22 protein-coding genes and 1 pseudogene are annotated in these 25,585 nt (G+C 71.4%); 9 read left to right on the forward strand and 14 right to left on the reverse strand.

What is annotated here, in order from left to right:
* Window positions 1-81: 81 nt before the first annotated feature.
* The gene (locus WBG99_RS15585) at window positions 82-516 is read right to left on the reverse strand and encodes an ATP-binding protein (RefSeq protein WP_338896886.1); all 435 of its coding nucleotides are present in this window, start codon (window positions 514-516) and stop codon (window positions 82-84) included.
* A gap of 107 nt (window positions 517-623) precedes the next feature.
* Complete coding sequence (gene bldG / locus WBG99_RS15590) at window positions 624-965, reverse strand: anti-sigma factor antagonist BldG (protein WP_005475923.1); 342 nt, start codon at window positions 963-965, stop codon at window positions 624-626.
* Between the two features lie 83 nt (window positions 966-1,048).
* Between bldG and WBG99_RS15595 the strand changes: the two genes are divergently transcribed.
* Complete coding sequence (locus WBG99_RS15595) at window positions 1,049-3,547, forward strand: DEAD/DEAH box helicase (RefSeq protein ID WP_338896887.1); 2,499 nt, start codon at window positions 1,049-1,051, stop codon at window positions 3,545-3,547.
* 207 nt (window positions 3,548-3,754) lie between these two features.
* Here the strand turns inward: WBG99_RS15595 and WBG99_RS15600 are convergent, their stop codons facing one another.
* The 7 genes from WBG99_RS15600 to ssd form a co-directional block, all read right to left on the reverse strand.
* A complete protein-coding gene (locus WBG99_RS15600; RefSeq protein ID WP_338896888.1) occupies window positions 3,755-4,171 on the reverse strand; it encodes an Rv3654c family TadE-like protein in 417 nt (138 codons plus the stop codon).
* Window positions 4,168-4,584 (reverse strand): TadE family type IV pilus minor pilin, encoded by a 417-nt coding sequence (locus tag WBG99_RS15605; protein WP_338896889.1) that lies wholly within the window; start codon window positions 4,582-4,584, stop codon window positions 4,168-4,170. The genes WBG99_RS15600 and WBG99_RS15605 overlap by 4 nt, the downstream gene beginning before the upstream one ends.
* Window positions 4,571-4,795 carry a DUF4244 domain-containing protein gene (locus WBG99_RS15610; RefSeq protein ID WP_338896890.1) on the reverse strand — a complete coding sequence of 75 codons (225 nt, stop codon included), beginning with the start codon at window positions 4,793-4,795 and terminating at the stop codon, window positions 4,571-4,573. The genes WBG99_RS15605 and WBG99_RS15610 overlap by 14 nt, the downstream gene beginning before the upstream one ends.
* Window positions 4,796-4,918: 123 nt before the next feature.
* Window positions 4,919-5,710 (reverse strand): type II secretion system F family protein, encoded by a 792-nt coding sequence (locus tag WBG99_RS15615; protein ID WP_338896891.1) that lies wholly within the window; start codon window positions 5,708-5,710, stop codon window positions 4,919-4,921.
* Window positions 5,707-6,546: a type II secretion system F family protein gene (locus tag WBG99_RS15620; protein ID WP_338900360.1), complete on the reverse strand. Its 840-nt coding sequence runs from the start codon at window positions 6,544-6,546 to the stop codon at window positions 5,707-5,709. Before WBG99_RS15620 ends, WBG99_RS15615 begins: the two co-directional genes overlap by 4 nt.
* Window positions 6,547-6,560: 14 nt before the next feature.
* The gene (locus WBG99_RS15625; protein ID WP_338896892.1) at window positions 6,561-7,787 is read right to left on the reverse strand and encodes a TadA family conjugal transfer-associated ATPase; all 1,227 of its coding nucleotides are present in this window, start codon (window positions 7,785-7,787) and stop codon (window positions 6,561-6,563) included.
* 103 nt (window positions 7,788-7,890) lie between these two features.
* Entirely contained in the window at window positions 7,891-8,985 is a 1,095-nt protein-coding gene (gene ssd / locus WBG99_RS15630; protein ID WP_338896893.1) for a septum site-determining protein Ssd, read from the reverse strand.
* Between the two features lie 683 nt (window positions 8,986-9,668).
* Here ssd and WBG99_RS15635 point away from each other — a divergent pair.
* On the forward strand, window positions 9,669-10,493 hold the full coding sequence (locus tag WBG99_RS15635) for an HAD-IB family hydrolase (protein ID WP_338896894.1): 825 nt from the start codon (window positions 9,669-9,671) through the stop codon (window positions 10,491-10,493).
* A gap of 373 nt (window positions 10,494-10,866) precedes the next feature.
* Here WBG99_RS15635 and WBG99_RS15640 read toward each other — a convergent pair whose 3' ends face one another.
* A complete protein-coding gene (locus tag WBG99_RS15640; protein ID WP_338896895.1) occupies window positions 10,867-11,700 on the reverse strand; it encodes an oxidoreductase in 834 nt (277 codons plus the stop codon).
* A 101-nt stretch (window positions 11,701-11,801) separates the two neighbouring features.
* Between WBG99_RS15640 and WBG99_RS15645 the strand changes: the two genes are divergently transcribed.
* The gene (locus WBG99_RS15645) at window positions 11,802-12,791 is read left to right on the forward strand and encodes an ATP-binding protein (protein ID WP_338896896.1); all 990 of its coding nucleotides are present in this window, start codon (window positions 11,802-11,804) and stop codon (window positions 12,789-12,791) included.
* 6 nt (window positions 12,792-12,797) lie between these two features.
* Here WBG99_RS15645 and WBG99_RS15650 read toward each other — a convergent pair.
* Window positions 12,798-14,104, reverse strand: a pseudogene (locus WBG99_RS15650) (hypothetical protein).
* 264 nt (window positions 14,105-14,368) lie between these two features.
* Here WBG99_RS15650 and WBG99_RS15655 point away from each other — a divergent pair.
* From WBG99_RS15655 to WBG99_RS15680, 6 genes are all read left to right on the forward strand, one after another.
* Window positions 14,369-16,744 (forward strand): SulP family inorganic anion transporter, encoded by a 2,376-nt coding sequence (locus tag WBG99_RS15655; RefSeq protein WP_338896897.1) that lies wholly within the window; start codon window positions 14,369-14,371, stop codon window positions 16,742-16,744.
* 161 nt (window positions 16,745-16,905) lie between these two features.
* Window positions 16,906-18,861, forward strand: a complete 1,956-nt coding sequence (gene acs / locus WBG99_RS15660; RefSeq protein WP_338896898.1) for an acetate--CoA ligase — start codon at window positions 16,906-16,908, stop codon at window positions 18,859-18,861.
* A gap of 198 nt (window positions 18,862-19,059) precedes the next feature.
* Window positions 19,060-20,463, forward strand: coding sequence for a Na+/H+ antiporter NhaA (gene nhaA / locus WBG99_RS15665; RefSeq protein ID WP_338896899.1), 1,404 nt, complete (start codon window positions 19,060-19,062; stop codon window positions 20,461-20,463).
* Window positions 20,464-20,502: 39 nt separating this feature from the next.
* Entirely contained in the window at window positions 20,503-20,982 is a 480-nt protein-coding gene (locus tag WBG99_RS15670) for a phage holin family protein (RefSeq protein ID WP_338896900.1), read from the forward strand.
* Window positions 20,979-21,941 (forward strand): alpha/beta hydrolase, encoded by a 963-nt coding sequence (locus tag WBG99_RS15675; protein ID WP_338896901.1) that lies wholly within the window; start codon window positions 20,979-20,981, stop codon window positions 21,939-21,941. The genes WBG99_RS15670 and WBG99_RS15675 overlap by 4 nt, the downstream gene beginning before the upstream one ends.
* A gap of 184 nt (window positions 21,942-22,125) precedes the next feature.
* Window positions 22,126-22,305 carry a hypothetical protein gene (locus WBG99_RS15680; RefSeq protein ID WP_338896902.1) on the forward strand — a complete coding sequence of 60 codons (180 nt, stop codon included), beginning with the start codon at window positions 22,126-22,128 and terminating at the stop codon, window positions 22,303-22,305.
* A 50-nt stretch (window positions 22,306-22,355) separates the two neighbouring features.
* On the opposite strand, the gene WBG99_RS15685 is transcribed toward WBG99_RS15680, so the two are convergent.
* The 3 genes from WBG99_RS15685 to nth form a co-directional block, all read right to left on the reverse strand.
* Window positions 22,356-23,555 carry a MarP family serine protease gene (locus WBG99_RS15685; protein ID WP_338896903.1) on the reverse strand — a complete coding sequence of 400 codons (1,200 nt, stop codon included), beginning with the start codon at window positions 23,553-23,555 and terminating at the stop codon, window positions 22,356-22,358.
* Between the two features lie 118 nt (window positions 23,556-23,673).
* A complete protein-coding gene (locus tag WBG99_RS15690) occupies window positions 23,674-24,450 on the reverse strand; it encodes a CoA pyrophosphatase (RefSeq protein ID WP_338900361.1) in 777 nt (258 codons plus the stop codon).
* Window positions 24,451-24,601: 151 nt separating this feature from the next.
* Window positions 24,602-25,396 carry an endonuclease III gene (nth, locus tag WBG99_RS15695; RefSeq protein ID WP_338896904.1) on the reverse strand — a complete coding sequence of 265 codons (795 nt, stop codon included), beginning with the start codon at window positions 25,394-25,396 and terminating at the stop codon, window positions 24,602-24,604.
* Between the last annotated feature and the right edge of the window lie 189 nt (window positions 25,397-25,585).

A 25,585-nucleotide genomic window follows, 5' to 3' on the forward strand; every position in this document is an offset into this window, starting at 1 on the left:
GTTCCGATGAACGGAGGTCGGAAGAAATGCAAAGGGCCCTGCTCAGCAGGGCCCTCGCGGTACTACATGAAGCTTTGAGGATCAGGGCAGCGCCGCGACCGGTGGCGTCGTCGGCCAGGTCATGCGGATCTGCCCTCCGTGCTCCCCGGCCATGACCTCCACATCGTCGACGAGGCCGCTGATGACCGCGAGGCCCATGTCGTCCTCCTCGCTGTCCACGTCCGCGTCGCCGCCGGCGCCCGATGACCTGTCACCGGGGACGGCGTGCGGCGCTTCGTCGCCCACCTCGATGGAGAACTGTTTCTCCTCCTCGATCAGCACCACCCGCACCGGCGCGGAGATACCCCCGCTCTGATGCAGTCCGACGGCACGGCTGCACGCCTCGCCGACGGCCAACCTGACCTCGTCGAGGACGGCCTCGTCCACTCCGGCCCTGCGCGCCACCGCTGCCGCCACCAGTCGGGCGGTCCGGACGTGCTCGGGCAGCGCGCTGAAACGGAGTTCAACGGTGGCCATGCATCCCCCTCGGAACTACGGGCGTGCTGTCAGAGGGCCGGGCCCTCGGGCCCGGTCCCCCTCATGCGTCTCCGGCCGTTCCGGGCGCGGGGCCCGGGCGGGCGTGATCAGTCGGTGGCCGCCACCGCTTCGTCGACCGAGGTGTGAATCGGGAACACCTTGGTCAGACCGGTGATACGGAAGATCTTCAAAATCCGCTCCTGGTTGCACACCAGGCGCAGCGAGCCCTCATGGGCCCGTACTCGCTTCAGGCCGCCCACCAGTACGCCGAGCCCGGTGGAGTCGAGGAAGTCGACGCCCTCCATGTCGACGACGAGGTGGAAACTCCCGTCGTTGACCAGCTCGACCAGCTGCTCACGCAGCTTGGGCGCGGTATAAACGTCGATTTCGCCACCGACCTCGACGACCGTACGATCGCCGACGGTACGGGTCGACAGGGACAGGTCCACGGATCCTCCAGCACCTTGCTATCGAGCGTTCGCCCCTCGGGACACCTCGGCTTGAAAGCCCCCGGGACGGTTCGCCAGCCGCGATGGCATTCAATCACTTACCGGCAGGCGTGCACGACGCCTTGGCTCCATTGTCCGTCACGCCGGTGACACACTCGATGCCGATGGCCAAGAATCACCGATCCGATCGATCCTCGACGGACACCGCCCCCAGCCCCTCGCCGGGCACGGTCCTGGACCGGCTCGCCTCGGGTCCGAGCCGGGCTTCGCGCATCACTCATACGGAGCATGTGCCCCCGCGCGCGGGCCGCCATGCCGTCTGGCCGGACCGGATCCGCTCGGAAGTCGTCGCCGCCGTACAGGCCGCCGGAATCGAACACCCTTGGGCCCACCAGGCACACGTCGCCGGGCACGCCCTGGACGGCGACTCGGTCGTCGTCGCCACCGGAACCGCCTCGGGTAAATCCCTCGCCTATCTCGTACCGGTGCTCTCGCGCCTTCTGGACGGCTCCGAGGCCCCCAACGGCCGCGGGGCGACCACGCTCTACCTGGCCCCGACGAAGGCCCTCGCGGCGGATCAGTGCCGATCCGTGAAGGAATTTTCACAACCTCTGGGAAACGCCGTACGGCCGGCCGTGTACGACGGCGACACTCCCGTCGAGGAACGTGAGTGGGTGCGCCAGTACGCCAACTACGTCCTCACCAACCCCGACATGCTCCACCGGGGCATCCTTCCCTCGCACGCCCGCTGGTCCTCCTTCCTGCGCGCCCTCAAGTACGTCGTCATCGACGAGTGCCACACCTACCGCGGCGTCTTCGGCTCCCATGTCGCCCAGGTGCTCCGGCGCCTGCGCCGCCTGTGCGCCCGCTACGGCGCCGAACCCGTCTTCCTCCTCGCCTCCGCGACCGCCGCCGAGCCCTCGGTCGCCGCCGGCCGCCTCACCGGCGTCCCGGTCACCGAGGTCGCGGACGACGCCTCACCCCGTGGTGAACTGGTGTTCGCCCTCTGGGAGCCTCCGCTCACCGAGCTCCAGGGCGAGAAGGGGGCGCCGGTACGGCGTACGGCGACCGCAGAGACGGCCGATCTCCTGACCGACCTGGTCGTACAGGGCGTCCGCTCGGTCGCCTTCGTACGCTCCCGGCGCGGCGCCGAGCTGATCTCGGTGATCGCCCAGGAACGCCTCGCCACGGTGACCTCAGCGGCTGACGCCACGGGCGACCGCTCCCTGGCCAGCCGCGTGGCCGCCTACCGCGGCGGCTACCTCCCCGAGGAACGCCGCGCCCTCGAACGCGCCCTCCACTCCGGCGAACTCCTCGGCCTCGCCGCCACCACCGCCCTCGAACTGGGCGTCGACATCTCCGGCCTGGACGCCGTCCTCATCGCCGGCTACCCGGGGACCCGCGCCTCCCTGTGGCAGCAGGCCGGCCGCGCCGGACGCTCCGGCCAGGGCGCCCTCGCCGTCCTCGTGGCCCGCGACGACCCGCTGGACACCTTCCTGGTCCACCACCCCGAGGCACTGTTCGACCAGCCGGTGGAGTCGACCGTCCTCGACCCCGACAACCCGTACGTCCTCGCCCCGCACCTGTGCGCCGCCGCCGCGGAACTGCCCCTGACCGACGAGGACCTCGCCCTGTTCGGCCCCGCGTGCGAGGAGCTGCTGCCGCAGCTGGAGGCCGCGAAGCTGCTCCGCCGCCGGGCCAAGGCCTGGCACTGGACGCGCCGCGAGCGGGCCGCCGACCTGACCGACATCCGGGGCCAGGTCGGCCGCCCGGTCCAGGTCGTCGAGACCGGCACGGGCCGGCTCCTCGGCACGGTCGACGCGGGCGCCGCCCACACCACCGTCCACGAGGGCGCGGTCCATCTGCACCAGGGCCGTACGTACCTGGTGCGCGCACTGGACCTGGAGGACTCCGTCGCCCTCGTCGAACAGGCCGACCCGCCCTATGCGACGGTCGCCCGCGACACCACCTCCATCTCCGTCCTGGAGACCGACACCGAAGTCCCCTGGGGCGACGGCCGGTTGTGCTACGGCTCCGTCGAAGTCACCAACCAGGTCGTCTCCTTCCTCCGTCGACGCCTCATCACCGGCGAAGTGCTCGGTGAGACCAAACTCGACCTCCCTCCTCGTACGCTGCGCACCCGCGCCGTGTGGTGGACCGTCACCGAGGACCAGCTCGACGCGGCCCGCATCAGCCCCGAGATCCTCGGCGGCGCCCTGCACGCCGCAGAACACGCCTCGATCGGCATGCTGCCCCTCTTCGCGACCTGCGACCGCTGGGACATCGGCGGTGTCTCCGTCCCGCTCCACCCCGACACGCTCCTGCCGACCGTCTTCGTCTACGACGGCCACCCGGGCGGCGCGGGGTTCGCCGAGCGCGCCTTCCACACCGCCCGCGACTGGCTCACCGCCACCCGCCAGGCCATCGCCTCCTGCGAGTGCGACGCCGGCTGCCCGTCCTGCGTCCAGTCCCCCAAGTGCGGCAACGGCAACGATCCGTTGCACAAGCGAGGGGCCGTACGTCTGCTGACCGAGCTGCTGAAAGCCGCGCCCGGCGCGCAGCGAGATGACCGAGTGCCCTAGGACTCGGGGCACCTTGGAGCTGGGAGCTTCGGACGCCTTGCAGCTCGTGGACTACGGGTGCCTTGCAGCTTGGCGGGCTACGGGGCATTGGAGCTCGGGAGGTGGTGTGGTCCGGCGGGCTGCGGGTCGTGGGTGGTGAGTGGCAGGTGGTAGATGGTTGTGCGCACAGCTTCCCGCGCCCCCTCGGGGCGCTCAGCGGTGGCCTCCTCAGCGGGATGTCGGGGCTGGCGGAATCGGTGGGCCGGGTGGGCCCGCCCGTGCCCTGGCCTCGGCGGTGAGCGGGACCGTGCCGGATGCCGCCGTGACGTCCGAGATCTCTCCCTCGACCTCGCAGAGGACGACTCTCCCACCCTGGGCCCGTGCCACCCGTTGGGCCGTCGCGCAGGCGCCCTCACTGCCCTTCATCCAGTGATCGGCGGCGGCGAGGGCCGCGAGGTCGGCCGTCGCGGCTGCCTGGTGCCGGACCACAAGGGCCTGCCCCAGGGCGAGTACGACCCCGAAGACGGCGCACAGCACGGCGATCGCACCGACGGCCCAGACAGTCGCCGAGCCTCTCTCCGAGTGGGCCGAGCGGGCCAAGCAGGAGGGCCACGACGGCCGGCTGGAACCCTGAAGCCTGATCATCCGGCCCCCACCTCCGCCGTCGCGGCCGTCCCCACCGTGTCCTCCGCCAGCGCCACGGCCGTGTGGCTGAGGTCGAGGCCCAGTCCGTCCGGCCCCGGCGCCGGGGCCGAGACCACGACCTGTACGAAGTCGCCCTCCCTGCCCACGCTCACCACCGCCCCCTCCGGCGCGGTCTGCCGAGCCGCCGCCACGACCGCCGCCGACGGATCCTGCCGGGCTGCCGCCCGGGCCCCGGCCCGGGCGGCGTCCACGACCTGGATCTGCGCGCAGACGGCGAGCAGGGCCCACACGAGCGCCGTCACGAACAGCAGCAGCACAGGCAGGGCCATGGCCGCCTCCGCGGTCACGAACCCCCGGTCGCCGCCCAGGGCCATGCGACGCCGCCGTGACCCCCGTGGCTCACGCCCCGCCATTGAGAGCCCGCGCAACGATCTGCTGCAGTTCCGCCTGGACCTGCCCGCTGGTCACCACCTTGTAGAGCACCGCGGCGAAGGCCACCGCCGCGATGATCCCGACCGCGTACTCGGACGTCACCATTCCCGCGTCCCTCCGCGCCGCCCGCACCCGGCGCATCACGGCACGCACCACCCGAACCCGCACCGCTTCCCGCACTGCCTTGTACATATCAACTCCCGTGAGGCTCTGTTCCGTTAATTGCTGATGACCGGTCACCACTGCTGACTTGTCGACTACTGATGGTTGATCACTGCTGACGGCTGGTCGCTACTGATCACTGGCCGCCGCTGGTCATCCCCCACCCCCTTCCAACAGCCCGTCCGCCAACCCGATCACCACCGGCAGCACGCCCACCGCGATGAAGGCGGGCAGGAAGCACAGACCCACCGGTGCGGTGACCATCACGGCGGCTCGGCGGGCGCGTTCCGTCATCGAGCGGCCCCACTCGGCGCGGGCCTCGGCGGCGAGCCGGGCGACCGGGGCCGCGGCCGGTACGCCGGACTCGTCGGCACGTTCCAGGAGCCGTGCCAGGGGCCCGGCGCCGGGGAGGGCGCCCAACGCGTGCCACGCTGCGGCCGGTTCGCCCCCGAGCCGGGCCTCGGCCGCGCCCCTGGCGAGCCGCTCGCCCACAGGCCCGCCCAGGGCCTCGCCGACGGCCTGTGCGGCCGTCACGGGGCTCGCCCCGGCCGCGATGCAGGCGGCCAGCAGGTCGGCGGCGAGGGGTAGTTGGCGTGCGGCTCGTGCGGCGTCGTACTCCTCCGCCGGGTCGCCGCCCGCGCGCCGCGCTCTCCTCAGCCACCGCCAGGCCCCGCCGCCGGCAGCCAGCCCCAGCAGCAGCCCGAGGAGGCCGCCGACGAGCACCCACCCGGCGCAGACCACCCCGGCCACCGGCAGCCAGCGCCGCACGGCACCCGGTGGCACGAGGCTGCGCCGGGGAGGTTCGGCGGCGAGGGCGAGCACCGTGGCCAGCCGGGCGCGCAGCCTGCGTTGGCGTCGGGCGGTGCCGAGCGACCGGGCCGGCCACCACAGTCCCACGACCACGCAGACGACCACCCCCAGCCTGTGGACGACTTCTCCGCTCACGTCACCTCAGCTCCCCGCACGATGCGCAGCGCCCACCACAGGCCGGCGCCCTCCAGCACCGCGCCGACGAACAGACAGCCCAGCCCGGCCGCGCTGTGCAACACCACGTGCAGCGGGTCCGCGCCGAGTGCGGTGCCCAGGAGGAGGCCCAAAACCGGGAGCCCGGCGAGCATCACCGCCGTCGACCGGGCGCCTGCCAACTGGGCGTGCAGGTCAGCCCGTTGGTCCCGCTCGGCGCGCAGGGCGCCCTCCAGACGGTCGAGCCCGGCGGCGAGGCCCGCGCCCCGGTCCACGGCCACCCGCCAGCACGCGGCGAGCCCCAGCAGCCCGTCGGCGCCCGGCTGCCGTGCCGCGTCGGCGAGCGCACCCGGCACGTCCCCGCCGAACCGCGCCGCCGCCAGCACCACGGCCCGGGTCTCGCCGAGCCCGGCCGAGTTCCGCGCGGCCCGCGACAGCGCCTCACCCGGCTGCCGCCCGGCCCGTACCTCCCCGGCGAGCGCGGCACACAGCGCGACCACGGCATCGCCTCGCCGCTCCCGGGCCCGGCGATCCTCCGCCGCCCGCCGCACCCGCCTCAGCAACGGCACCCCGGCCGCTCCCGCGAGGACCGGCAGCACCGAAGCACCCAGCACCGCGATCACCAACCCGGCCACCGGTGCCCACCACTCGCTCCCCAGCCGCCGTACCCGGCCGACCACCCGCTCCCACGGCGGCGGTCCCACCGCCCCGACGCCCGTCAACAGCAACCGCGCCCGCCGCGCCCCGGCGCACCGCCCGTCAGCCACCATCCATGCCGCCGCCCCGGCACACACCACGGCCACCACCCCGACCGACATCACCGCAACTCCCGTCACTGGTTCTCACTCCCTTCCGTCCGACCCGGGCGGAACCCGCCCGTGGGCCCGTCCCCCCGGCCGTGCAGTCCGTCCCGAAGCAGCCCTCGCAGCCGCTCCCAGCCCCGCTCGTACACGAACGCCTCCGCACCCCAGCGCAGTGCCGGTACGGTCACCACGAGTCCCGACTCGGACCGCTCCAGCACATGCACCTCGGCGATCCGCCGCCGCCCGTCCCGGTCCCGTACGAGATGCAGGACCACTGACAGGGCTGCCGCCAACTGGCTGTGCAGCGCGGCCCGGTCGAGCCCGGCGGCCGTGCCGAGGGCCTCCAGCCGGGCCGGTACCTGCCCCGCGGCGTTGGCGTGGAGAGTGCCGCAGCCGCCCTCGTGTCCGGTGTTCAGAGCGGCGAGCAGGGACACGACCTCCGGGCCCCGCACCTCGCCGACCACCAAGCGGTCCGGGCGCATCCGGAGCGCCTGGCGCACCAGGTCCCGCAGTTCGACGAGGCCCACGCCTTCCTGGTTGGCCGCTCTGCCCTCCAGCCGGACCACGTGAGGATGGTCGGGTCGCAGCTCGGCCGAGTCCTCGGCGAGCACGATCCGCTCGCCGGGGTCGACCAGGCCGAGCAGCGCGCTCAGCAGCGTGGTCTTGCCGGTCCCGGTGCCGCCGCTGATCACGTACGACAACCGGGAGCGGATCAGCGCCCGCAGGATCCGGTCGCCGCCGGGTGGCACCGTGCCCGCCGCCGCCAACTCGGCGAGGGTGAAGGCCCGGGGCCGTACGACCCGCAGGGACAGGCAGGTGGAGCCGACGGCCACCGGGGGGAGCACCGCGTGCAGCCGGGTGCCGTCCGGAAGCCTGGCGTCCACCCACGGCCGGGCGTCGTCCAGCCGTCGTCCGGCGACCGCCGCCAGGCGCTGCGCGAGCCGTCGTACGGCCGCCGCGTCCGGGAAGGAGACACCGGTCAGCTCCAGGCCACCGCCCCGGTCCACCCACACCCGGTCGGGGGCCGACACGAGCACATCGGTGACCGACGGATCGGCGAGCAACGGCTCCAACGGCCCACTCCCCACCAGCTCCGACCGCAACCGCTCGGCCGCCCCGAGCACCTCGGCGTCCCCGAGCACCCGCCCTCGCTCCCGCAAGGCCTGCGCCACCCGAGCCGCCGTCGGCTCCGCGCCACTCTCGACAAGCCACCGCCGCACACCGTCCAGCAACCCGTCGTCAGCCGTCCCGTTCATCCGCCGTCCCCTCCGGCCGGCACCCGCTTGCGGGTGAGCAGCCCACGCGTCATGCCTCCCGCTTCCGGGCGGCCGTTCGACGATCCGCAGTCCGGCACCGCGCTCATCCGCCCTCACCCCCTACTGCCACCCGCTCCCAGAAGCCCTCGCAGAAGCGGGCCAGCGGGCCACGCGGGATGGCTCCCGGGGGTTTGCCGCCGTCCGGTCGGCCGGTCTCGTCGGGGACTTCGCCGACGAGGGGGAGGCCGAGCAGCCGGGACACTTCCTGGTCGTCGAGGCCGGGTGCGTACGGCCCCCGGACCGCCACGCGGAGGTCGCGGAGGACCATTCCGAACGCCGAGGCGACTCGGGAGGCGGCGGCGACGGCGCGCAGTTCGGCGGGGACGACCAGGAGGCCGAGGTCGATCTGTGCGAGGGCCTCCGCGATGCCTTCGTCGATACGGCGCGGCAGGTCGACGACGACCGCGCCGCCGCGCCGCCGGCCTGCGGCGAGGACCGCGCGGACGGCCTGGGGCGGGACTGCGACGGCGTCGCCGCGGTCCCAGCTGAGGACGCGCAGGGAGTGCAGCTCGGGCAGCGACTCCTCCAGGGCGCCGCCGCCGACCCGGCCGCGCGAGGCGGCGAAGGCCGGCCAGCGCAGTCCCTCGGCGCTCTCGCCGCCGAGGAGGACGTCGAGGCCGCCGCCCAGTGGATCGGCGTCCACGAGGAGTGTGCGCCGGCCCTGTCGTGCGGAGGTGACGGCGAGGGCGCAGGCCAGCGTGGACGCGCCGGCGCCACCACGGCCACCGATCACGCCGACGGTGAGCGCGGGCCTGCCGACTCCTTCGGCCACGTCGGCGATGCGGTCGACGAGCCACTGCTCGCCGTCCGGCAGCATCAGGACGTGGTCCGCGCCGATCTCCACGGCCCGCTGCCAGACCCCGGAGTCGTCCTGGTCCTTGCCGACGAGCACCACTCCTCGTCGGCGCGCGGCCCCGCGCAGCCGCCGCGCCGCGTCGTCCCCGACGAGCACGAGCGGCGCCGTCTCCCACCTGCCCCGGCGCTCCGGCACCCCGTGGTGGACCTCCGGTCTGGCGCCCGCAGCCGCGCACAGGCGCAGCAGGTCGTCCAGCAGTTCCACGTCCTCTGTGACGATCAGTGGCCTGCCCTGCCGCCCCTCGGCGGCGGACGGCCGGTCATGAGTGATGACTCCCGCCACGATCTCCAGCCCCCTTCGCTGCGTACCGCGCGGGAGACGGCGGACCGCCCTCCGGCGCTCCACGGCTCCCGCCCGTGCCGACCGCCCGTGTCCCGGACGTCGGCCTTCCGAGCACCCGGCCTCCCGGACGCCCGTCTCAAGGCGCCCGGCCTTTCGGGCACTTGTGTTCAAGTCCTGTGTGCGGACCGGCGCTCGGCCGCCATTTGGGCGGCCGACAGAAACCGGCCATACGCGCCCGAGAAACCGAACCGGCCATGAACTCGCCGCCGTCGGGACGCGCTGGAATCACGGTGCAGCCATCCCGGAAATCGTGTGGATCTTGGTCGATAACTGTGGACGACCCGATGGTTGTGGATATCGCCGTCACCCGGACAGGCGACTCCCGCGCGACTTCCACAGCGCAGCCCGACAACTACGGAACGTGATGGATCCTGTGCAGGGGCAGAGGAAAGCCCACTAGGGCACACAAGCGCCTCGCGGGCTGGGGACAGAAGGGGAAAACGCACCCGGACATGCGACGACCCCCACCGGGGGGAGAGTGGGGGTCGTCTCCACGGCCGACTCGGGGGGAGGAGCCGGACCGGGTTAGCACGGTCGCGAACGATCCGTGACTTCCATGGTGTACCCGAGAGGCTTCTCAGGCAAACCCACACGCCCCACACTAGCCCGAATGGCGGGCGCCTATGCTCGGCCTCGTGGAAAACCACTCCTTGCCCCGCACAGCAGCCTTCTTTGACCTGGACAAGACGGTCATTGCGAAGTCGAGCACGCTCACGTTCAGCAAGTCGTTCTACCAAGGCGGCCTGATCAACCGTAGGGCCGCCCTGCGGACGGCGTACACCCAGTTCGTGTTCCTCGCGGGCGGCGCCGACCACGATCAGATGGAACGGATGCGGAAGTACCTGTCCGCGCTGTGCCGAGGCTGGAACGTCCAACAGGTGAAGGACATCGTCGCCGAGACCCTTCACGATCTGATCGACCCGATCATCTACGACGAGGCCGCCTCCCTCATCGAGGAGCACCACATCGCCGGCCGGGACGTGGTCATCGTCTCCACCTCCGGCGCCGAGGTGGTGGAGCCGATCGGTGAGCTCCTCGGCGCGGACCGGGTGGTGGCGACGCGGATGGTCGTCGGCGACGACGGCTGCTTCACCGGCGAGGTGGAGTACTACGCCTACGGCCCGACCAAGGCCGAGGCGATCCGGGAGCTGGCCGAGTCCGAGGAGTACGACCTCGCGCACTGCTACGCGTACAGCGACTCGGCGACGGACCTTCCGATGCTGGAGGCCGTGGGGCACCCGCACGCGGTGAACCCCGACCGGACGCTGCGCAAGGAGGCCCTAGCGCGGGGGTGGCCCATTCTCGACTTCCACCGCCCCGTGCGCCTCAAGCAGCGACTGGCCGTACGACCGCGGCCCGCTCTTCTGGCTGCCGCCGCCATAGGAGCCGCGGCGGCCACCGCGGGGCTCGTCTGGTACGCGAACCGGCGCCGGGTGGCGACCGCCTGACCCCAGGGCCGACCCATCGGTGGCCGATTCGGCCTGTTTGAACCCAAAAGTAAAGAAGCGCATCGAGGGGTTCCGCTTGCCCCGATGCTGGAGTAGAAAGGACGTAAGGCCCGCGAGACCAAAGGGCATCCGAGAGGATCACCTTTAGAGCTCATTTTGGCCCCACGGACCTAGCATGAACACTGGGCACCCACGCGACGTCGACCCGTCGATTACGGGCCAGCCGCACCAGGTGACGGGCCATAGCTCCCGGCCTGATGGGCACTATATCGAGGACGCCTGGTAACCCGGTGGACATGCCAGCGGCGGTACGAATTCTCGTACCGCCGCAACCCTTTTCCGGGGGTTCCGCGCCGCCCGGCCTCCCAGGGCCCTACGCAGCCCCGCGCTGCAGCGCCTCACACACCGCCGTCGACTCGCGCGCGCCCAGTTCGATCGCCCTGCCGCAGTGCGCGATCCAGGCGGCCATGCCTTCCGGAGTGCCGGAGACATAGCCGTCGAGGGCGGCGAGGTAGGCGGCGCGGCCCAGTTCCGCGTGGCCGACCTCCGCCGGGCAGACGGACTTGGGGTCGAGGCCGCTACCGATCAGGACGATCCGTTCGGCCGCGCGCGCGACGAGGCCGTTGTGGAAGGCGAAGGGCCGCAGGGCGAGCAGTTCGCCGTGGACGACGGCCGCGGTCACCAGGGCGGGGGCCGAACCGCCCTTGATGATCAGCTCCGAGAGGCCGTCGAGGCGGCCGGCGACCTCGGCGGCACCCGGCACGGGCAGCTCGACGAGGGGCTCGTCGACCGGCTCGCCGTCCTGTCGGGGCCGCCCCACGCGCGCGTCGTCGCGACCGGCCGCGACCAGGTGCAGCCGGGCCAGGACCCGAAGAGGCGACTGCCGCCAGATGGACAACAGTTGGCCCGCCTCGGCGGTCAGCCGCAGCGCGGCGCCCATGGCGCGGGCCCCGTCGTCGCCGTCCTGGCCGCTGAAGTCGGTGCGCCGGCGCACCTCTTCGAGGGCCCAGTCGGCGCCGGACAGCGCAGCCGAGCCGCGCGCGCCGCGCAGGGCCGCCTCGGAGGTGACCGCGTTGCTGCGGCGCCGCATGACGCGGTGGCCGTAGACCCGGTCCACGGCCTTGCGCACGGACTCCACGGAATCGGCCACACCGGGAAGCTCTCCCAGGACCGCGAGCGGGTCGGCGGCCGCACCTGTCGCACTCATGAGTACGACCCTACGCGCACCGGGCGCCGACCCCCTCGAAGGAGTGGTGTTCCACCGCCACGCGAACACTGTTGGCGATCATCCCACTACCGTTGGTGAACATGAAAATTGCTTTCGTCGGGAAGGGCGGGAGTGGCAAGACCACGCTGTCGTCCCTCTTCATCCGCCATCTCGCCGCCTCCGGAGCGCCGGTCGTCGCCATCGACGCCGACATCAACCAGCACCTGGGCGCCGCCCTCGGCCTCGACGAGTCGGAGGCCGCCGAGCTGCCCGCGATGGGCGACCGGTTGTCACTGATCAAGAACCACCTGCGCGGATCCAACCCGCGGATCGCCTCCGCCGAGACGATGATCAAGACGACCCCGCCCGGTGACGGCTCGCGCCTGGTGCGGATCTGCGAGCCCAACGCGATCTATGACGCCTGCGCCCGCCCGGTGGAACTCGACGGCGGGGCCGTCCGTTTGATGGTCACCGGCCCCTTCACCGACGCCGACCTGGGGGTCGCCTGTTACCACTCCAAGACGGGAGCGGTGGAGCTGTTCCTGAACCACCTGGTGGACGGCCGCGACGAATACGTGGTGGTCGACATGACGGCTGGTTCGGACTCCTTCGCGTCCGGCATGTTCACCCGTTTCGACATGACGTTCCTCGTCGCCGAGCCGACCCGCAGGGGGGTTTCCGTCTACCGCCAGTACAAGGAGTACGCCAGTGACTACGGCGTCGCCCTGAAGGTCGTCGGCAACAAGGTGCGGAGCGACGACAACGACGACGACCTCGACTTCCTCCGCGCCGAGGTGGGGGACGACCTGCTGGTCACCATCGGGCACTCGGACTGGGCGCGCGCCCTGGAGAAGGGCCGCCCGCCCCGCTTCGAGCACCTGGAGGAGCCCAACCGCCGTTCCCTGCGCACCCTTCACGAGGCCGCCGACGCCACGTACGAGCTGCGCGACTGGGAGCGCTACACCCGTCAGATGGCGCACTTCCACCTGAAGAACGCGACCGGTTGGGGCAACGAACGGACGGGGGCCGACCTGGCCGCGCAGATCGACCCCGAGTTCGTGCTCGGTGAAGACGTCGCCGCCGCTGTGTGAGCGCGGCTACGGCTTGGCCGCCGGTGCCCCGGGCACTCCCTTCGGCGCCGGTGCCGGACCGGAGGAGAGGAATGTCTTCCAGCCCTTCCGGGGGACTCTCCGACCGCCAGGGTGCGCAGCTTGTCCAGGACCTCCGGGTCCTGGGCGTCGAGCCAGTCGGCGAGCTGCCGGAAGGAGACGCAGCGCACCTCGGCCTTGCCGCAGACCGCCTCGATGGTCTCCTCGACGGCCCGCATGTAGACGCCGCCGTTCCAGGATTCGAAGTGGTTTCCGATGATCAGGGGCGCACGGTTGCCCTCATAGGCGCGCTCGAAGCCCGCGAGCAGACCGTCGCGGAACTGATCACCCCAGTACTCCCGCTTGGCCGGATCGCCCGCTCGGGCCCCGGACTGGTTCATGTAGAAGTTGTAGTCCATGGTCAGCGTCTCGAAGTCCCGTCCCGGGACGGGGACGAGCTGCATCGACAGGTCCCACAACCCCTCCTTCCTCTCGGGCCAGACCTGATTCCTGACGCCGCTGGTGTCGTAGCGGAAGTCCAGCTCGCGGGCGGCCCGCATGAAGTTCTTCTGGCCCTCCAGGCAGGGCGTGCGGGCGCCGATCAACTCCTTGTCGTAGTCGAAGGGCAGGGGCTCGGCGTCCTCCGTGCCGGTGTTGGTCTTCCAGGACTTCACGAACGACTTGGCCTGGGCGATCTCGCTCTTCCACTCCTCGACCGACCACTCGCCGACCCCGCCGCCGCGACCGCAGAAGTGGCCGTTGAAGTGCGTACCGATCTCGTTGCCCTCCAGCCACGCGCCGCGTAGCTGGTCCACGGTGTCCTTGATTCCGCGAACGTCGTTGAAGCCGATGTCGGAGCGGCCCGGTGAGTGCTGGGGCGGGCGGTACAGGTCCCGCCTCTCCTTCGGCAGCATGTACACGCCGCTCAGGAAGTACGTCATCGTCGCGTCGTTGGCGCGGGCCACCTTGCGGAAGTGCGAGAAGAGCCGCTGACCGTCCTCCCCCGCGCCGTCCCAGGAGAAGACCACGAACTGCGGGGGCTTCTGACCGGGCTTCATCCGTTCGGGCCTGGGCAGGTGCGGCTGCACACCGGTGTACGCGGTGGAGCCGTCCCCGATCAGCCGGACCGCGGCCTTGGGCGGCGCCGGGGCGCCCTTCTTCGCGGCGGGTACGCCTTGTGGGTCCCCTTTCTCCTTTCTTCCAGCGTCAGGTGAGCCGGCGGTTCCTGTCGGCTCACCGATCCCGCAGCCGGCGAGCGCCGCGGCGCAGATCGCGGCGAGCGTGACACCGACGGCGATCCTCTGGGTGGCGGCCATCTTCCGCCCACCTTCTTCCTTCGCTCAGGGGCAGAGCGATCAAGGTCACACAGAGTTCCGATCACCATGAGTACGACAAGTAAATGAAATGCTCTATTCATCCTCACGAGGGATCCAATAACCCATTTGCCGTCAATATCCTTGCGTGGCCTTTACTCTGCATTACGATTCGTTTACTGAGCGTTGAGAAATCCCGCCGCTGAACGCCGTGACCCACGGCCGCGAACCGACGCGACCGCGCAGCCCCGGAGGAGACGGGAGAACATGTCCGCCTGCGTCCCCACTCATGCCGCCGACCCGGACCCGAACCGGACGGAGCGTGATCACCAATCGCACAGTCCCCTGCGGGGCCCGCGCCGCCGGTTCCGCGTCGCGGCGGCCGATCTGTCCGCCTCCATCGCGGTCTTCCTGATCGCCCTCCCCCTGTCCCTGGGCATCGCCCTCGCCACCGACGCCCCGCTCCAGGCCGGCCTCGTCGCCGCTGCGGTCGGCGGTCTCGTCGCCGGGCGTCTGGGCGGCTCCCCCCTCCAGGTCAGCGGCCCTGCGGCCGGCCTGACCGTGGTCACCGCCGACCTCATCCACCAGTACGGCTGGCGCACGACCTGCGCCATCACCGTCCTCGCCGGCCTCTCCCAACTGGGCCTGGCCCACCTGCGCGTGGCTCGCTCGGCGCTCGCCGTCAGCCCCGCGATCGTGCACGGCATGCTGGCCGGCATCGGCGTCACCATCGCCGTCGCCCAGCTGCACATCGTGCTCGGCGGCACCCCGCAGAGCTCCGTCAGCGCCAACGTCGCCGCCCTCCCCACCCAGTTGGCGCATCTGCACCCCGCCGCCGTCTCCGTGAGCGTGCTCACCCTCGTCCTGCTACTCGCCTGGCCCCGGCTCCCCGGCCGCCTCGGCCGGACACTGCGCACCGTCCCGGCCGCACTCGTCGCCGTCGCGGGCGCCACGGCGACGGCCGTGTTCGCCGTGCTGAGCCTGCCCAAGGTCGACCTGCCGTCATGGCGGAGCCACGCTCTGGCCGGCCTCCCCGAAGGGCCGGCGCTCGGCCTCGCCGCGGCCGTCCTCACCACCACCCTGGTGTGCAGCGTCCAGTCGCTCCTCGGGGCCGTCGCCATGGACAAACTGGCGGCGGGGCGCACCGACGTACCGCGCTCCGACCTCGACCGCGAGCTGCGCGGTCAGGGCGCGGCCAACGTCGTCTCCGGCGTCCTCGGCGGCCTCCCGATCGCCGGCGTCGCCGTGCGCAGCACGGCCAATGTCCGAGCCGGCGCCACCAGCCGGAACTCCACGATGCTGCACGGCGTTTGGGTGGTAGCGGCCGCGCTGCTCCTGGTTCCTTTCCTGGAGCTGATCCCCCTCGCCTCACTCGCCGCCCTGGTGATGGCCGTCGGGGTCCAGATGGTGTCCCTGCACCACATCCGCACGGTCACCCGCCACCGTGAGGTGCTGGTCTACGCCGGCACCACGCTCGGCGTCGTCCTCCTGGGCGTCCTGGAGGGCGTCACGCTCGGCATCGCCGTGGCCGTCGGCGTCGCCCTGCACCGCCTCTCCCGCACGCGCATCACCCACGAGGAGAAGGAAGGAGTCCATCACGTCCACGTGAAAGGACAGTTGACGTTCCTGGCCGTGCCCCGCCTCAGCCGGGCCCTGCACCAGGTCCCCCAAGGGGCCGCCGCCGTCGTGGAGCTGGACGGGTCGTTCATGGACTACGCGGCGTACGAGTCGCTGCAGGACTGGCAGCACGCGCACCGGGCGCACAGTGGCTCCGTGGAGATCACCGGCCGCGGCGGCACCCGCATCGCCGAACCCGCCGACGCGTCGGCGGCCGGCTGCCGCTGCCGCCCTTGGACACCGTGGCGCAACCACCAGTGCGAGGCCCCGGCCCCCGTGGCCACCGGCAGGCTCCCGCAGGAGACGGCCGACGGCCCGAGCTGTCATCAACTGGCCCGCGGCGTCAGCGCGTTCCAGCGCAACACCGCTCCCCTGGTCCGCGATGAGCTGGCCCGGCTCGCGCGCGAAGGACAGCAGCCCTCGCAACTCTTCCTGACCTGCGCCGACTCCCGGCTCGTCACGTCAATGATCACCTCCAGCGGCCCCGGTGACCTCTTCGTCGTACGCAATGTCGGCAATCTCGTTCCGCCGCCCGGCGAGGAGAGCGGCGACGACTCCGTGGCGGCGGCGATCGAGTACGCGGTGGACGTGCTGCGCGTACGGTCCATCACCGTCTGCGGGCACTCCGGCTGTGGAGCGATGCAGGCCCTGCTCAAGACAGACCCGCACGGCGCCCAGACCCCGCTCAAGCGCTGGCTGCGGCACGGCCGGCCCAGCCTGGAGCGCGCCACCGACGAGAACCGCCCCTGGGCCCGCCTCGCCGACCGCGAACCGGCCGACGCCGTCGAGCAGCTCTGTCTGACCAACGTCATCCAGCAACTCGATCACCTACGTGCCCACGACTCCGTCGCCCGTGCCCTGCGCGAGGGCGCGCTCGAACTGCAGGGGATGTACTTCCACGTGGGCGAGGCACAGGTGTACCTGCTCACGGAGGGGTCACCCGAGAGCGGAGTCTTCGACCAGGTCGCCGGAACGGCCGTGACCGCCGACCCCCTGGGGACGGTCCTGCACGACACGCGCGCGTGAACCGATTGCCTTCCCGGTCCGTGGGAACGGGTGGTGCCCTGGCCGTGGGGCCGCCCGTCCACAGGTCTAAACCAATCCGAAGACGGCCCTTGTCACCGAGGGTCCGGGTCTGATGAGCTGTGGCCTGGGACACAACGGACACCCTGGGAATGGGAGATGTCGTGAGCAACGAAAGCCTGGCCAACCTTTTGAAGGAGGAGCGACGCTTCGCGCCGCCCGCTGACCTGGCCACCAACGCCAACGTCACGGCCGAGGCGTACGAGCAGGCCAGAGCTGACAGGCTCGGCTTCTGGGCGGCTCAGGCCCGGCGGCTGACCTGGGCCAAGGAGCCGACGGAGACGCTGGACTGGTCGAACCCGCCGTTCGCCAAGTGGTTCAAGGACGGCGAGCTCAACGTCGCGTACAACTGCGTCGACCGCCATGTCGAGGCCGGCCACGGCGACCGGGTCGCCATCCACTTCGAGGGCGAGCCCGGCGACAACCGCGCCCTCACCTACGCCGAGTTGAAGGACGAGGTGAGCAGGGCCGCGAACGCCCTGCTGGAGCTGGGAGTCCAGGCGGGCGACCGGGTCGCGGTCTACATGCCGATGATCCCGGAGACGGCTGTCGCGATGCTCGCCTGCGCCCGGATCGGCGCCGCGCACTCCGTCGTCTTCGGCGGGTTCTCCGCGGACGCGCTCGCGACCCGTATCCAGGACGCCGACGCCAAGGTGGTCATCACCTCCGACGGCGGCTACCGGCGCGGGAAGCCGTCCGCGCTCAAGCCCGCCGTCGACGACGCCGTCGAGCGCGCCGGCAACGTCGAGCACGTCCTCGTCGTCCGCCGCACCGGCCAGGAGGTCGCCTGGCACGACAGCCGTGACGTGTGGTGGCACGAGATCGTCGACCGGCAGAGCGCCGAGCACACACCCGAGGCGTTCGGAGCCGAGCACCCGCTGTTCATCCTGTACACGTCCGGCACGACGGGTAAGCCCAAGGGCATCCTGCACACCTCCGGCGGCTACCTGACCCAGACCTCGTACACCCACCATGCCGTCTTCGACCTCAAGCCGGAGACGGACGTGTACTGGTGCACGGCCGACGTCGGCTGGGTCACCGGCCACTCGTACATCGTGTACGGGCCGCTGGCGAACGGCGCGACGCAGGTCATGTACGAGGGCACGCCCGACACCCCGCACCAGGGGCGGTTCTGGGAGATCGTGCAGAAGTACGGGGTGACGATCCTCTACACGGCGCCCACGGCGATCCGTACGTTCATGAAGTGGGGCGACGACATCCCCGCGAAGTTCGATCTCAGCAGTCTGCGCGTCCTGGGGTCCGTCGGTGAGCCGATCAACCCCGAGGCGTGGATCTGGTACCGCAAGAACATCGGGGGCGACACGACGCCGATCGTGGACACCTGGTGGCAGACCGAGACCGGCGCGATGATGATCTCCCCGCTGCCGGGTGTGACGGCGACCAAGCCGGGGTCCGCGCAGACTCCGCTGCCGGGCATCTCCGCGACCGTCGTCGACGACGAGGCGAACGAGGTGCCGAACGGCGGCGGTGGCTATCTGGTCCTCACCGAGCCGTGGCCGTCGATGCTGCGCACCATCTGGGGCGACGACCAACGGTTCCTCGACACGTACTGGTCGCGGTTCGAGGGCAAGTACTTCGCCGGTGACGGGGCGAAGAAGGACGACGACGGGGACATCTGGCTCCTCGGGCGTGTCGACGACGTGATGCTCGTGTCGGGCCACAACATCTCGACGACCGAGGTGGAGTCCGCCCTCGTCTCGCACCCGTCCGTGGCCGAGGCGGCCGTGGTCGGCGCGACCGACGAGACCACCGGCCAGGCGATCGTGGCGTTCGTGATCCTGCGCGGCACGGCGGCCGAGTCCGAGAGCCTCGTCGGCGAGCTGCGCAACCACGTCGGCGTCACCCTCGGCCCGATCGCCAAGCCGAAGCGGATCCTGCCGGTGCAGGAGCTGCCGAAGACCCGCTCAGGGAAGATCATGCGGCGACTGCTGCGTGACGTGGCGGAGAACCGGCAGCTCGGCGACGTCACCACGCTGACCGACTCCACGGTGATGGACCTGATCCAGGCCAAGCTGCCGGCGGCGCCGAGCGAGGACTGAGGACCCTCTGAGATCACACACGTCACCGGCTGACGATTGCGTACGGCCGTACAGGGCGCCCGGTGATCAACGTACCGGGTGCCCTGAGACATGCGCCTAGGTAGACTGACGTGCACTTTAGGTAGACTAACGAATAGGTGTGCCGGGAAGTCTGGTCGGCGACTGTTCCATGCTGCCCACCGACCGGAGGTCCACCCCGTGGCCGCGTCCCCTACCCCTCCTAACCGCAAGGTTCTCGGACGGCTCTCCCTGCCCGAACGGACCTTCGTGGCAGACGCGCTGCGCACCGAGACCGTCGGCGGTGTGCTGCTGCTCCTCGCCGCGGTCACCGCGCTGGTCTGGGTCAACGTCCCCGCGCTGCACGACAGCTACGAGAGCCTCAGCCACTTCCACTTCGGCCCCTCAGCCCTCGGCCTCGACCTGTCCGTGGCGCACTGGGCCGCCGACGGGCTTCTCGCGATCTTCTTCTTCGTCGCCGGCATAGAACTCAAGCGCGAGCTGGTCGCCGGTGACCTCCGGGATCCCCGGACGGCCGCGCTGCCCGTCGTCGCCGCCCTGTGCGGCATGGCCGTACCGGCGCTCGTGTACGTGCTCACCAGCCTCAGCGGCGGCGGCTCCCTGACCGGCTGGGCGGTGCCCACGGCGACGGACATCGCCTTCGCGCTGGCCGTGCTCGCCGTCATCGGCACCTCCCTGCCGAGCGCGCTGCGGGCCTTCCTGCTCACCCTCGCCGTCGTCGACGACCTGTTCGCGATCCTGATCATCGCGGTGTTCTTCACCGACAGCCTCGACTTCGCCGCGCTCGGCGGCGCCTTCGTCGGCCTCGCCGTCTTCTGGCTGCTGCTGAGGAAGGGCGTGCGCGGGTGGTACATATATGTTCCGCTCGCCCTCCTCATCTGGGGGCTGATGTACAACAGCGGCATCCACGCCACCATCGCCGGTGTCGCGATGGGGCTCATGCTGCGCTGCACCCGGCGCGAAGGTGAGGAGCACTCCCCCGGCGAGCACATCGAGCACCTGGTGCGCCCCGTGTCCGCCGGGCTGGCGGTGCCACTGTTCGCCCTGTTCAGCGCGGGTGTCGCGGTGTCGGGCAGTGCGCTCGGAGAGGTGTTCACCCAGCCGGAGACGCTCGGGGTGGTGCTCGGCCTCGTCGTCGGCAAGACGATCGGCATCTTCGGTGGGACCTGGCTGGCCGCCCGCTTCACCCGCGCTTCGCTCTCCGACGACCTCTCCTGGCCGGACGTCTTCGCGGTCTCCTCCCTCGCCGGGATCGGCTTCACCGTGTCGCTGCTCATCGGCGAACTGGCCTTCGAGGGCGACCCGGTGCTCTCCGACAGCGTCAAGGCGGCCGTCCTCACCGGTTCCCTCATCGCGGCGGTCCTGGCGACCGTCCTGTTGAAGATGCGCAATGCCAAGTACCAGGCCCTGTGGGCCGCCGAGGAGCGCGACGAGGACCTCGACGGCATCCCCGACATCTACGAACAGGACGACCCGGCGTACCACCTGCGCATGGCCGAGCTCTACGAAAGCAAGGCCGCCGAACATCGCAGGCTTGCCGAAGTAGCGGGCGGGGCAGGCGACGGCGACGACGGTCCGGCATGATCTGACAGGACCGTACACACGCATATGAGGGAGACCCCGATGAGCGCACCCGACGGCAGCCCGGTCGGAGCCGAACGCAGTGTCGGTCAGCTGTTCGCCTCGGCGACGGCCGAGATGTCCGCGCTGGTGCACGACGAGATCGCGCTCGCCAAGGCCCAGCTCAGGCAGGACGTCAAGCGAGGCGTGGTCGGCGGCGGTGCGTTCACGGCGGCCGGCGCGGTGCTGATCTTCTCGCTGCCGATGCTGAGCTTCGCCCTGGCGTACGGCATCCGCACCTGGAGCGACTGGAACCTCGCCCTCTGCTTCCTGCTGTCGTTCCTGGCGAACGTGGTGGTCGCGCTCGTCCTGGCGCTCATCGGCGTCGTCTTCTCCAAGAAGGCCAAGAAGGGACAGGGCCCGCAGAAGGTCGCCGCCTCCATGAAGCAGACGGCGGGCGTACTGCAGAACGCCAAGCCGCACCCCCGCCGGCCCGCCCCGGCCGACGACGCCGTCGAGGCTGTGGCACGCTCAACCCCATGACGGACCCCGCGGCCACCCCGGCCGCCTCCTGGAACCAGCACGCGTCTCCCGTACGGCTCGACGTGCCCGGCGCGAAGGAGCTGGTCCACCGGGACGTTGCCGCCAACGGCGCGCGCTTCCACATCGCCGAGGTGGGCGACGGGCCGCTGGTGCTGCTGCTGCACGGCTTCCCGCAGTTCTGGTGGACGTGGCGGCACCAACTGGTCGCCCTCGCCGACGCGGGCTTCCGTGCCGTGGCCATGGACCTGCGCGGCGTCGGCGGCAGCGACCGCACGCCCCGGGGGTATGACCCCGCGAACCTCGCCCTCGACATCACCGGCGTCGTACGGTCACTCGGCGAGCCCGACGCCGCGCTGGTCGGCCACGACCTGGGCGGCTATCTGGCGTGGACCGCGGCCGTGATGCGCCCCAAACTGGTGCGGCGGCTCGCGGTGGCCTCGATGCCGCACCCGCGCCGCTGGCGCTCGGCGATGCTCTCGGACGTCAAGCAGACGGCCGCGGGCTCCTACGTCTGGGGGTTTCAGCGGCCCTGGATCCCCGAGCGGCAGCTCACCGCCGACGACGGTGCCCTGGTCGGCCGGCTGATCCGGGACTGGTCGGGGCCTCGGCTGCCCGACGACGAGGCCGTGGAGGCGTACCGGCGGGCGATGTGCGTCCCGTCGACGGCGCACTGCTCGATCGAGCCCTACCGGTGGATGGTGCGGTCGCTGGCCCGCCCGGACGGCATCCAGTTCAACCGGCGGATGAAGCGCCCGGTGCGGGTGCCCACCCTCCACCTGCACGGTTCGCTGGATCCGGTGATGCGTACACGCAGCGCGGCCGGGTCCGGGGAGTACGTCGAAGCGCCGTACCGCTGGCGGCTGTTCGACGGGCTGGGGCACTTCCCGCACGAGGAGGACCCGGTGGCGTTCTCGGCCGAACTCATCAACTGGCTCAAGGATCCGGAACCCGACCGGTGAACGGCGGCCGAGCCGGCTCCGACGGGGCCCCCGGGCCCCGTCGGAGCCACTGATGTCACAGCCCCCGGGAAGGCACAGCCCGGCATGAACACATGTTCCCCGAACAGCCACTTGCCCGGCGCATAGGCCAATTGGGGGGTGTGGGGGCGGTTATCGACCTTGGGGCGGGGGCACACGTCGGGGTATGGGCTGGACGCACGACTACAGTGACGCAGCACGCAACCGCCGCTCGGCCGCGGGCCTGAGCTCCCACCAGAGGGGCGCCCCGCAACTGCCGGGCACGGATCCCCGGCTGGGCATTCCGCGCATCCTGCGCCGCCGGGCCCGCTGGGTCTCGGCCCGGCTGCGCCACTCCCGTCCCTGACGCTTACGGGGCGGCCTTCACCACGTCTCGTCACACGGCCCCACCCGGTCTCAGAGGGCGCAGCTGTCGCTGTCCACCTGCTGGTTGGCCGTACGGCCCTTGGCGATGTCCTCCTCGATCTCGTCCGCGGTGAGCGCGTAGCCCGTGTCCGGGTCGTCGAGGGACTTCGCGAAGACCACGCCGTACACCTCGCCCTCGGGCGTGAGCAGCGGGCCGCCGGAATTGCCCTGGCGGACGGTCGCGTAGAGGGAGTAGACGTCGCGGTGGACGGTGCCGCGCTTGTAGATGTCGGCGCCGTCAGCCGTGATGCGACCACGCACGCGCGCGGGGCGGACGTCGTACGCGCCGTTCTCCGGGAAGCCCGCCACGATCGCGTCGTCGCCGCTGACGGCGTCCTTGGCGGTGAACTCCAGCACGGGCGCCCGCAGGCCCGGCACGTCCAGTACGGCGATGTCGCGCCCCCAGTCATAGAGGACGACCTTGGCGTCGTACTTGCGGCCCTCGCCGCCGATCTGGACGGTGGGTTCGTCGACTCCGCCGACCACGTGCGCGTTGGTCATCACACGGCGCTCGTCGAAGACGAAGCCGGTGCCTTCGAGGACCTTGCCGCAACTCTGGGCCGTACCCATCACCTTGACGATGGACCGCTGGGCGCGCTGGGCGACCGGGCTGCTCGCGAGCGCCGGGTCGGGGGGCTGGACCTCGGTGATCGGCTCGTTCGAGAACGGGCTGAAGACCTGCGGCAAGCCGTTCTGGGTGAGCACCGAGGAGAAGTCCGCGAACCAGGTGTCCGCCTGGTTCGGCAGGGCCCGGGCCACGCCCTGGAGCACCTTGGAGTTGCGGACCTCCTTGCCGAGCGTCGGCAGCGTCGTCCCGGCGAGTGCGGAACCGATCAGCCAGGCGACCAGGAGCATCGCCACGACGTTGACGAGGGCGCCGCCGGTGGCGTCCAGGGCGCGGGCCGGGGACCACGTGATGTACCGGCGCAGCTTGTTGCCCAGGTGGGTGGTGAGGGCCTGGCCGACGGAGGCGCAGACGATCACGATGACCACCGCGACGACGGCGGCAGCCGTGCTGACCTCAGAGTTGTCGGTCATCCAGTCCCAGATGACGGGCAGGGCGTAGACCGCGACGAGACCGCCGCCGAGGAAGCCGATCACCGACAGGATGCCGACGACGAAGCCCTGTCGATAGCCCACGATCGCGAACCACACGGCGGCGACCAGCAACAGGATGTCCAGCACGTTCACCGCTTCAAGCCTCGCCTCGTCGCTTCGCGATCACTACAGACCGACCGGGGTCCGGTCCGCCGCACGGCGACAGGAGGACACAACAGGCCCCGAAAGACGCAGCACGGCAGACACCCTGTCATGAGCGCCAGTCGAGCGGGACCTGCTTGTCACGGTCCCAGGGGCGCTCCCAGCCCGCGTAGTGCAGCAGACGGTCGATCACTCCGGCCGTGAAACCCCACACCAGGGCGGATTCGACCAGAAATGCCGGACCCGCGTGGCCACGGGGGTGAATGGCGGTGGTTCTGTTCGCCGGGTCCGTGAGATCCGCCACGGGAACGGTGAAGACGCGTGCCGTCTCGTCCGGGTCGACGACCCGGACCGGGGTCGGCTCCCGCCACCAGCCGAGCACCGGGGTCACGACGAAGCCGCTGACCGGGATGTACAGCTTGGGCAGCACGCCGAAGAGCTGCACGCCGGCGGCATCGAGTCCGGTCTCCTCCTCGGCCTCACGCAGGGCGGCGCGCAGCGGGCCGTCGGTCTGCGGGTCGCCGTCCTCGGGGTCGAGGGCACCGCCGGGGAAGGACGGCTGGCCCGCGTGCGATCTCAGCGAGCCGGCACGCTCCATGAGCAGCAGCTCCGGCCCGCGCGGGCCCTCGCCGAACAGGATCAGGACCGCCGACTGCCGCCCCGAGCCGTTCGCCGGCGGCAGGAAGCGGCTCAGCTGCGGTGGCTCGATGGTCTCGACGGCGCGCACCACCGGGTCCAGCCAGGCGGGCAGGCCGGTGGTGTCCAGCTCCGCTCCGTCCGAACCCGGCCTGTGCCCGTCCGACCCGGGCAGGCCGGGCCGGGCGTCCCGCGTGTGGTGCCCGCTGTCGGTGTCCGTACCGCCGCCCGTCCAGCTCGCGCGTGTCATTGCCACCCCCGTCGTTCTTCCGGTCCCAACGGCCGGAGACCCGCTGATCGTTCCGCTCGGGCCTCGCATCCCTCGTGTGGGTGGCGGGGCGAGGGTGCGGCGGGGCGCGTGCCGGAGGGGGCGTACGCGCTGGTGTGCTGTGTGCGGAACGTCATCCGGTGGCCCCCTGAGGCGGGGCCGGGATGCCGCCCGCGTCCAGGTACGACTGCGGGGGCTTGAGGCGTTGACCGGGGAAGCCGCCCTTCTCGTACTTCAGGAGCTTCCTGGCCTTCTCCGGGTCCGTCTCGCCCTCGCCGTACGCCGGGCAGAGCGGGGCGATGGGGCAGGCGCCGCAGGCCGGTTTCCGGGCGTGGCAGATACGGCGGCCGTGGAAGATCACGTGGTGCGACAGCATCGTCCACTCGCTCTTCGGGAAGAGAGCGCCGATGGCCGCCTCGATCTTGTCGGGATCGGTCGCCTCGGTCCACCTCCAGCGCCGTACGAGCCGCTGGAAGTGCGTGTCCACGGTGATCCCGGGCCGCCCGAAGGCGTTCCCCAACACGACGAAGGCGGTCTTGCGGCCGACGCCGGGCAGCTTGACGAGGTCTTGGAGACGGCCGGGGACCTCGCCCCTGTGGTTCTCCACCAGCGCCTTCGACAGCCCTATCACCGATTTCGTCTTGGCCCGGAAGAACCCGCAGGGCCGCAAAATCTCCTCGACCTGCTCCGGGTCGGCCGCGGCCAGGTCCTCGGGGGTCGGATACCTCGCGAAGAGCGCCGGCGTCGTCTGGTTGACCCGCAGGTCGGTCGTCTGGGCCGACAGGACCGTCGCGACGATCAGCTGGAACGGGTTCTCGAAATCCAGCTCCGGGTGCGCGTACGGGTACACCTCGGCGAGTTCGCGGTTGATACGGCGGGCGCGGCGGACGAGGGCGGTCCGCGACTCGGGGCGGGAAGGCCGGGGCATCTTCGACGGCGCTTTCCCCGCTGCTGGTGACCTCCGCGCCACGGGCGCGGGCTGCGCTTCTGCCGTCGTCCGCGCCGCCGGCGTCTTCGGGGACGTCGTGGACCTTCTCGTCGGTGCGGCCTTCGTCGCCGGGGCCGTGGTCTTCCGGGCGGGGTTCTCCGCCGCTGATGGATCGGACACCTTCGTCGC

Origin of the sequence: Streptomyces sp. TG1A-60, from assembly GCF_037201975.1 — a bacterium.
Lineage (GTDB): Bacteria > Actinomycetota > Actinomycetes > Streptomycetales > Streptomycetaceae > Streptomyces.

Bases quoted from the DNA above. Each gene is read 5' to 3' on its own strand.
- WBG99_RS15670 (WP_338896900.1), top strand. From the start codon at position 20,503: ATGAGCGCACCCGACGGCAGCCCGGTCGGAGCCGAACGCAGTGTCGGT.
- nth (WP_338896904.1), bottom strand. From the start codon at position 25,396: ATGCCCCGGCCTTCCCGCCCCGAGTCGCGGACCGCCCTCGTCCGCCGC.
- WBG99_RS15680 (WP_338896902.1), top strand. From the start codon at position 22,126: ATGGGCTGGACGCACGACTACAGTGACGCAGCACGCAACCGCCGCTCG.
- WBG99_RS15690 (WP_338900361.1), bottom strand. From the start codon at position 24,450: ATGACACGCGCGAGCTGGACGGGCGGCGGTACGGACACCGACAGCGGG.
- WBG99_RS15655 (WP_338896897.1), top strand. From the start codon at position 14,369: ATGTCCGCCTGCGTCCCCACTCATGCCGCCGACCCGGACCCGAACCGG.
- WBG99_RS15600 (WP_338896888.1), bottom strand. From the start codon at position 4,171: ATGATCAGGCTTCAGGGTTCCAGCCGGCCGTCGTGGCCCTCCTGCTTG.
- WBG99_RS15620 (WP_338900360.1), bottom strand. From the start codon at position 6,546: ATGTCGGTCGGGGTGGTGGCCGTGGTGTGTGCCGGGGCGGCGGCATGG.
- WBG99_RS15635 (WP_338896894.1), top strand. From the start codon at position 9,669: ATGCTCGGCCTCGTGGAAAACCACTCCTTGCCCCGCACAGCAGCCTTC.
- WBG99_RS15645 (WP_338896896.1), top strand. From the start codon at position 11,802: ATGAAAATTGCTTTCGTCGGGAAGGGCGGGAGTGGCAAGACCACGCTG.
- WBG99_RS15610 (WP_338896890.1), bottom strand. From the start codon at position 4,795: ATGTACAAGGCAGTGCGGGAAGCGGTGCGGGTTCGGGTGGTGCGTGCC.
- WBG99_RS15595 (WP_338896887.1), top strand. From the start codon at position 1,049: ATGGCATTCAATCACTTACCGGCAGGCGTGCACGACGCCTTGGCTCCA.
- WBG99_RS15625 (WP_338896892.1), bottom strand. From the start codon at position 7,787: ATGAACGGGACGGCTGACGACGGGTTGCTGGACGGTGTGCGGCGGTGG.
- WBG99_RS15675 (WP_338896901.1), top strand. From the start codon at position 20,979: ATGACGGACCCCGCGGCCACCCCGGCCGCCTCCTGGAACCAGCACGCG.
- WBG99_RS15640 (WP_338896895.1), bottom strand. From the start codon at position 11,700: ATGAGTGCGACAGGTGCGGCCGCCGACCCGCTCGCGGTCCTGGGAGAG.
- WBG99_RS15605 (WP_338896889.1), bottom strand. From the start codon at position 4,584: ATGGCGGGGCGTGAGCCACGGGGGTCACGGCGGCGTCGCATGGCCCTG.
- WBG99_RS15585 (WP_338896886.1), bottom strand. From the start codon at position 516: ATGGCCACCGTTGAACTCCGTTTCAGCGCGCTGCCCGAGCACGTCCGG.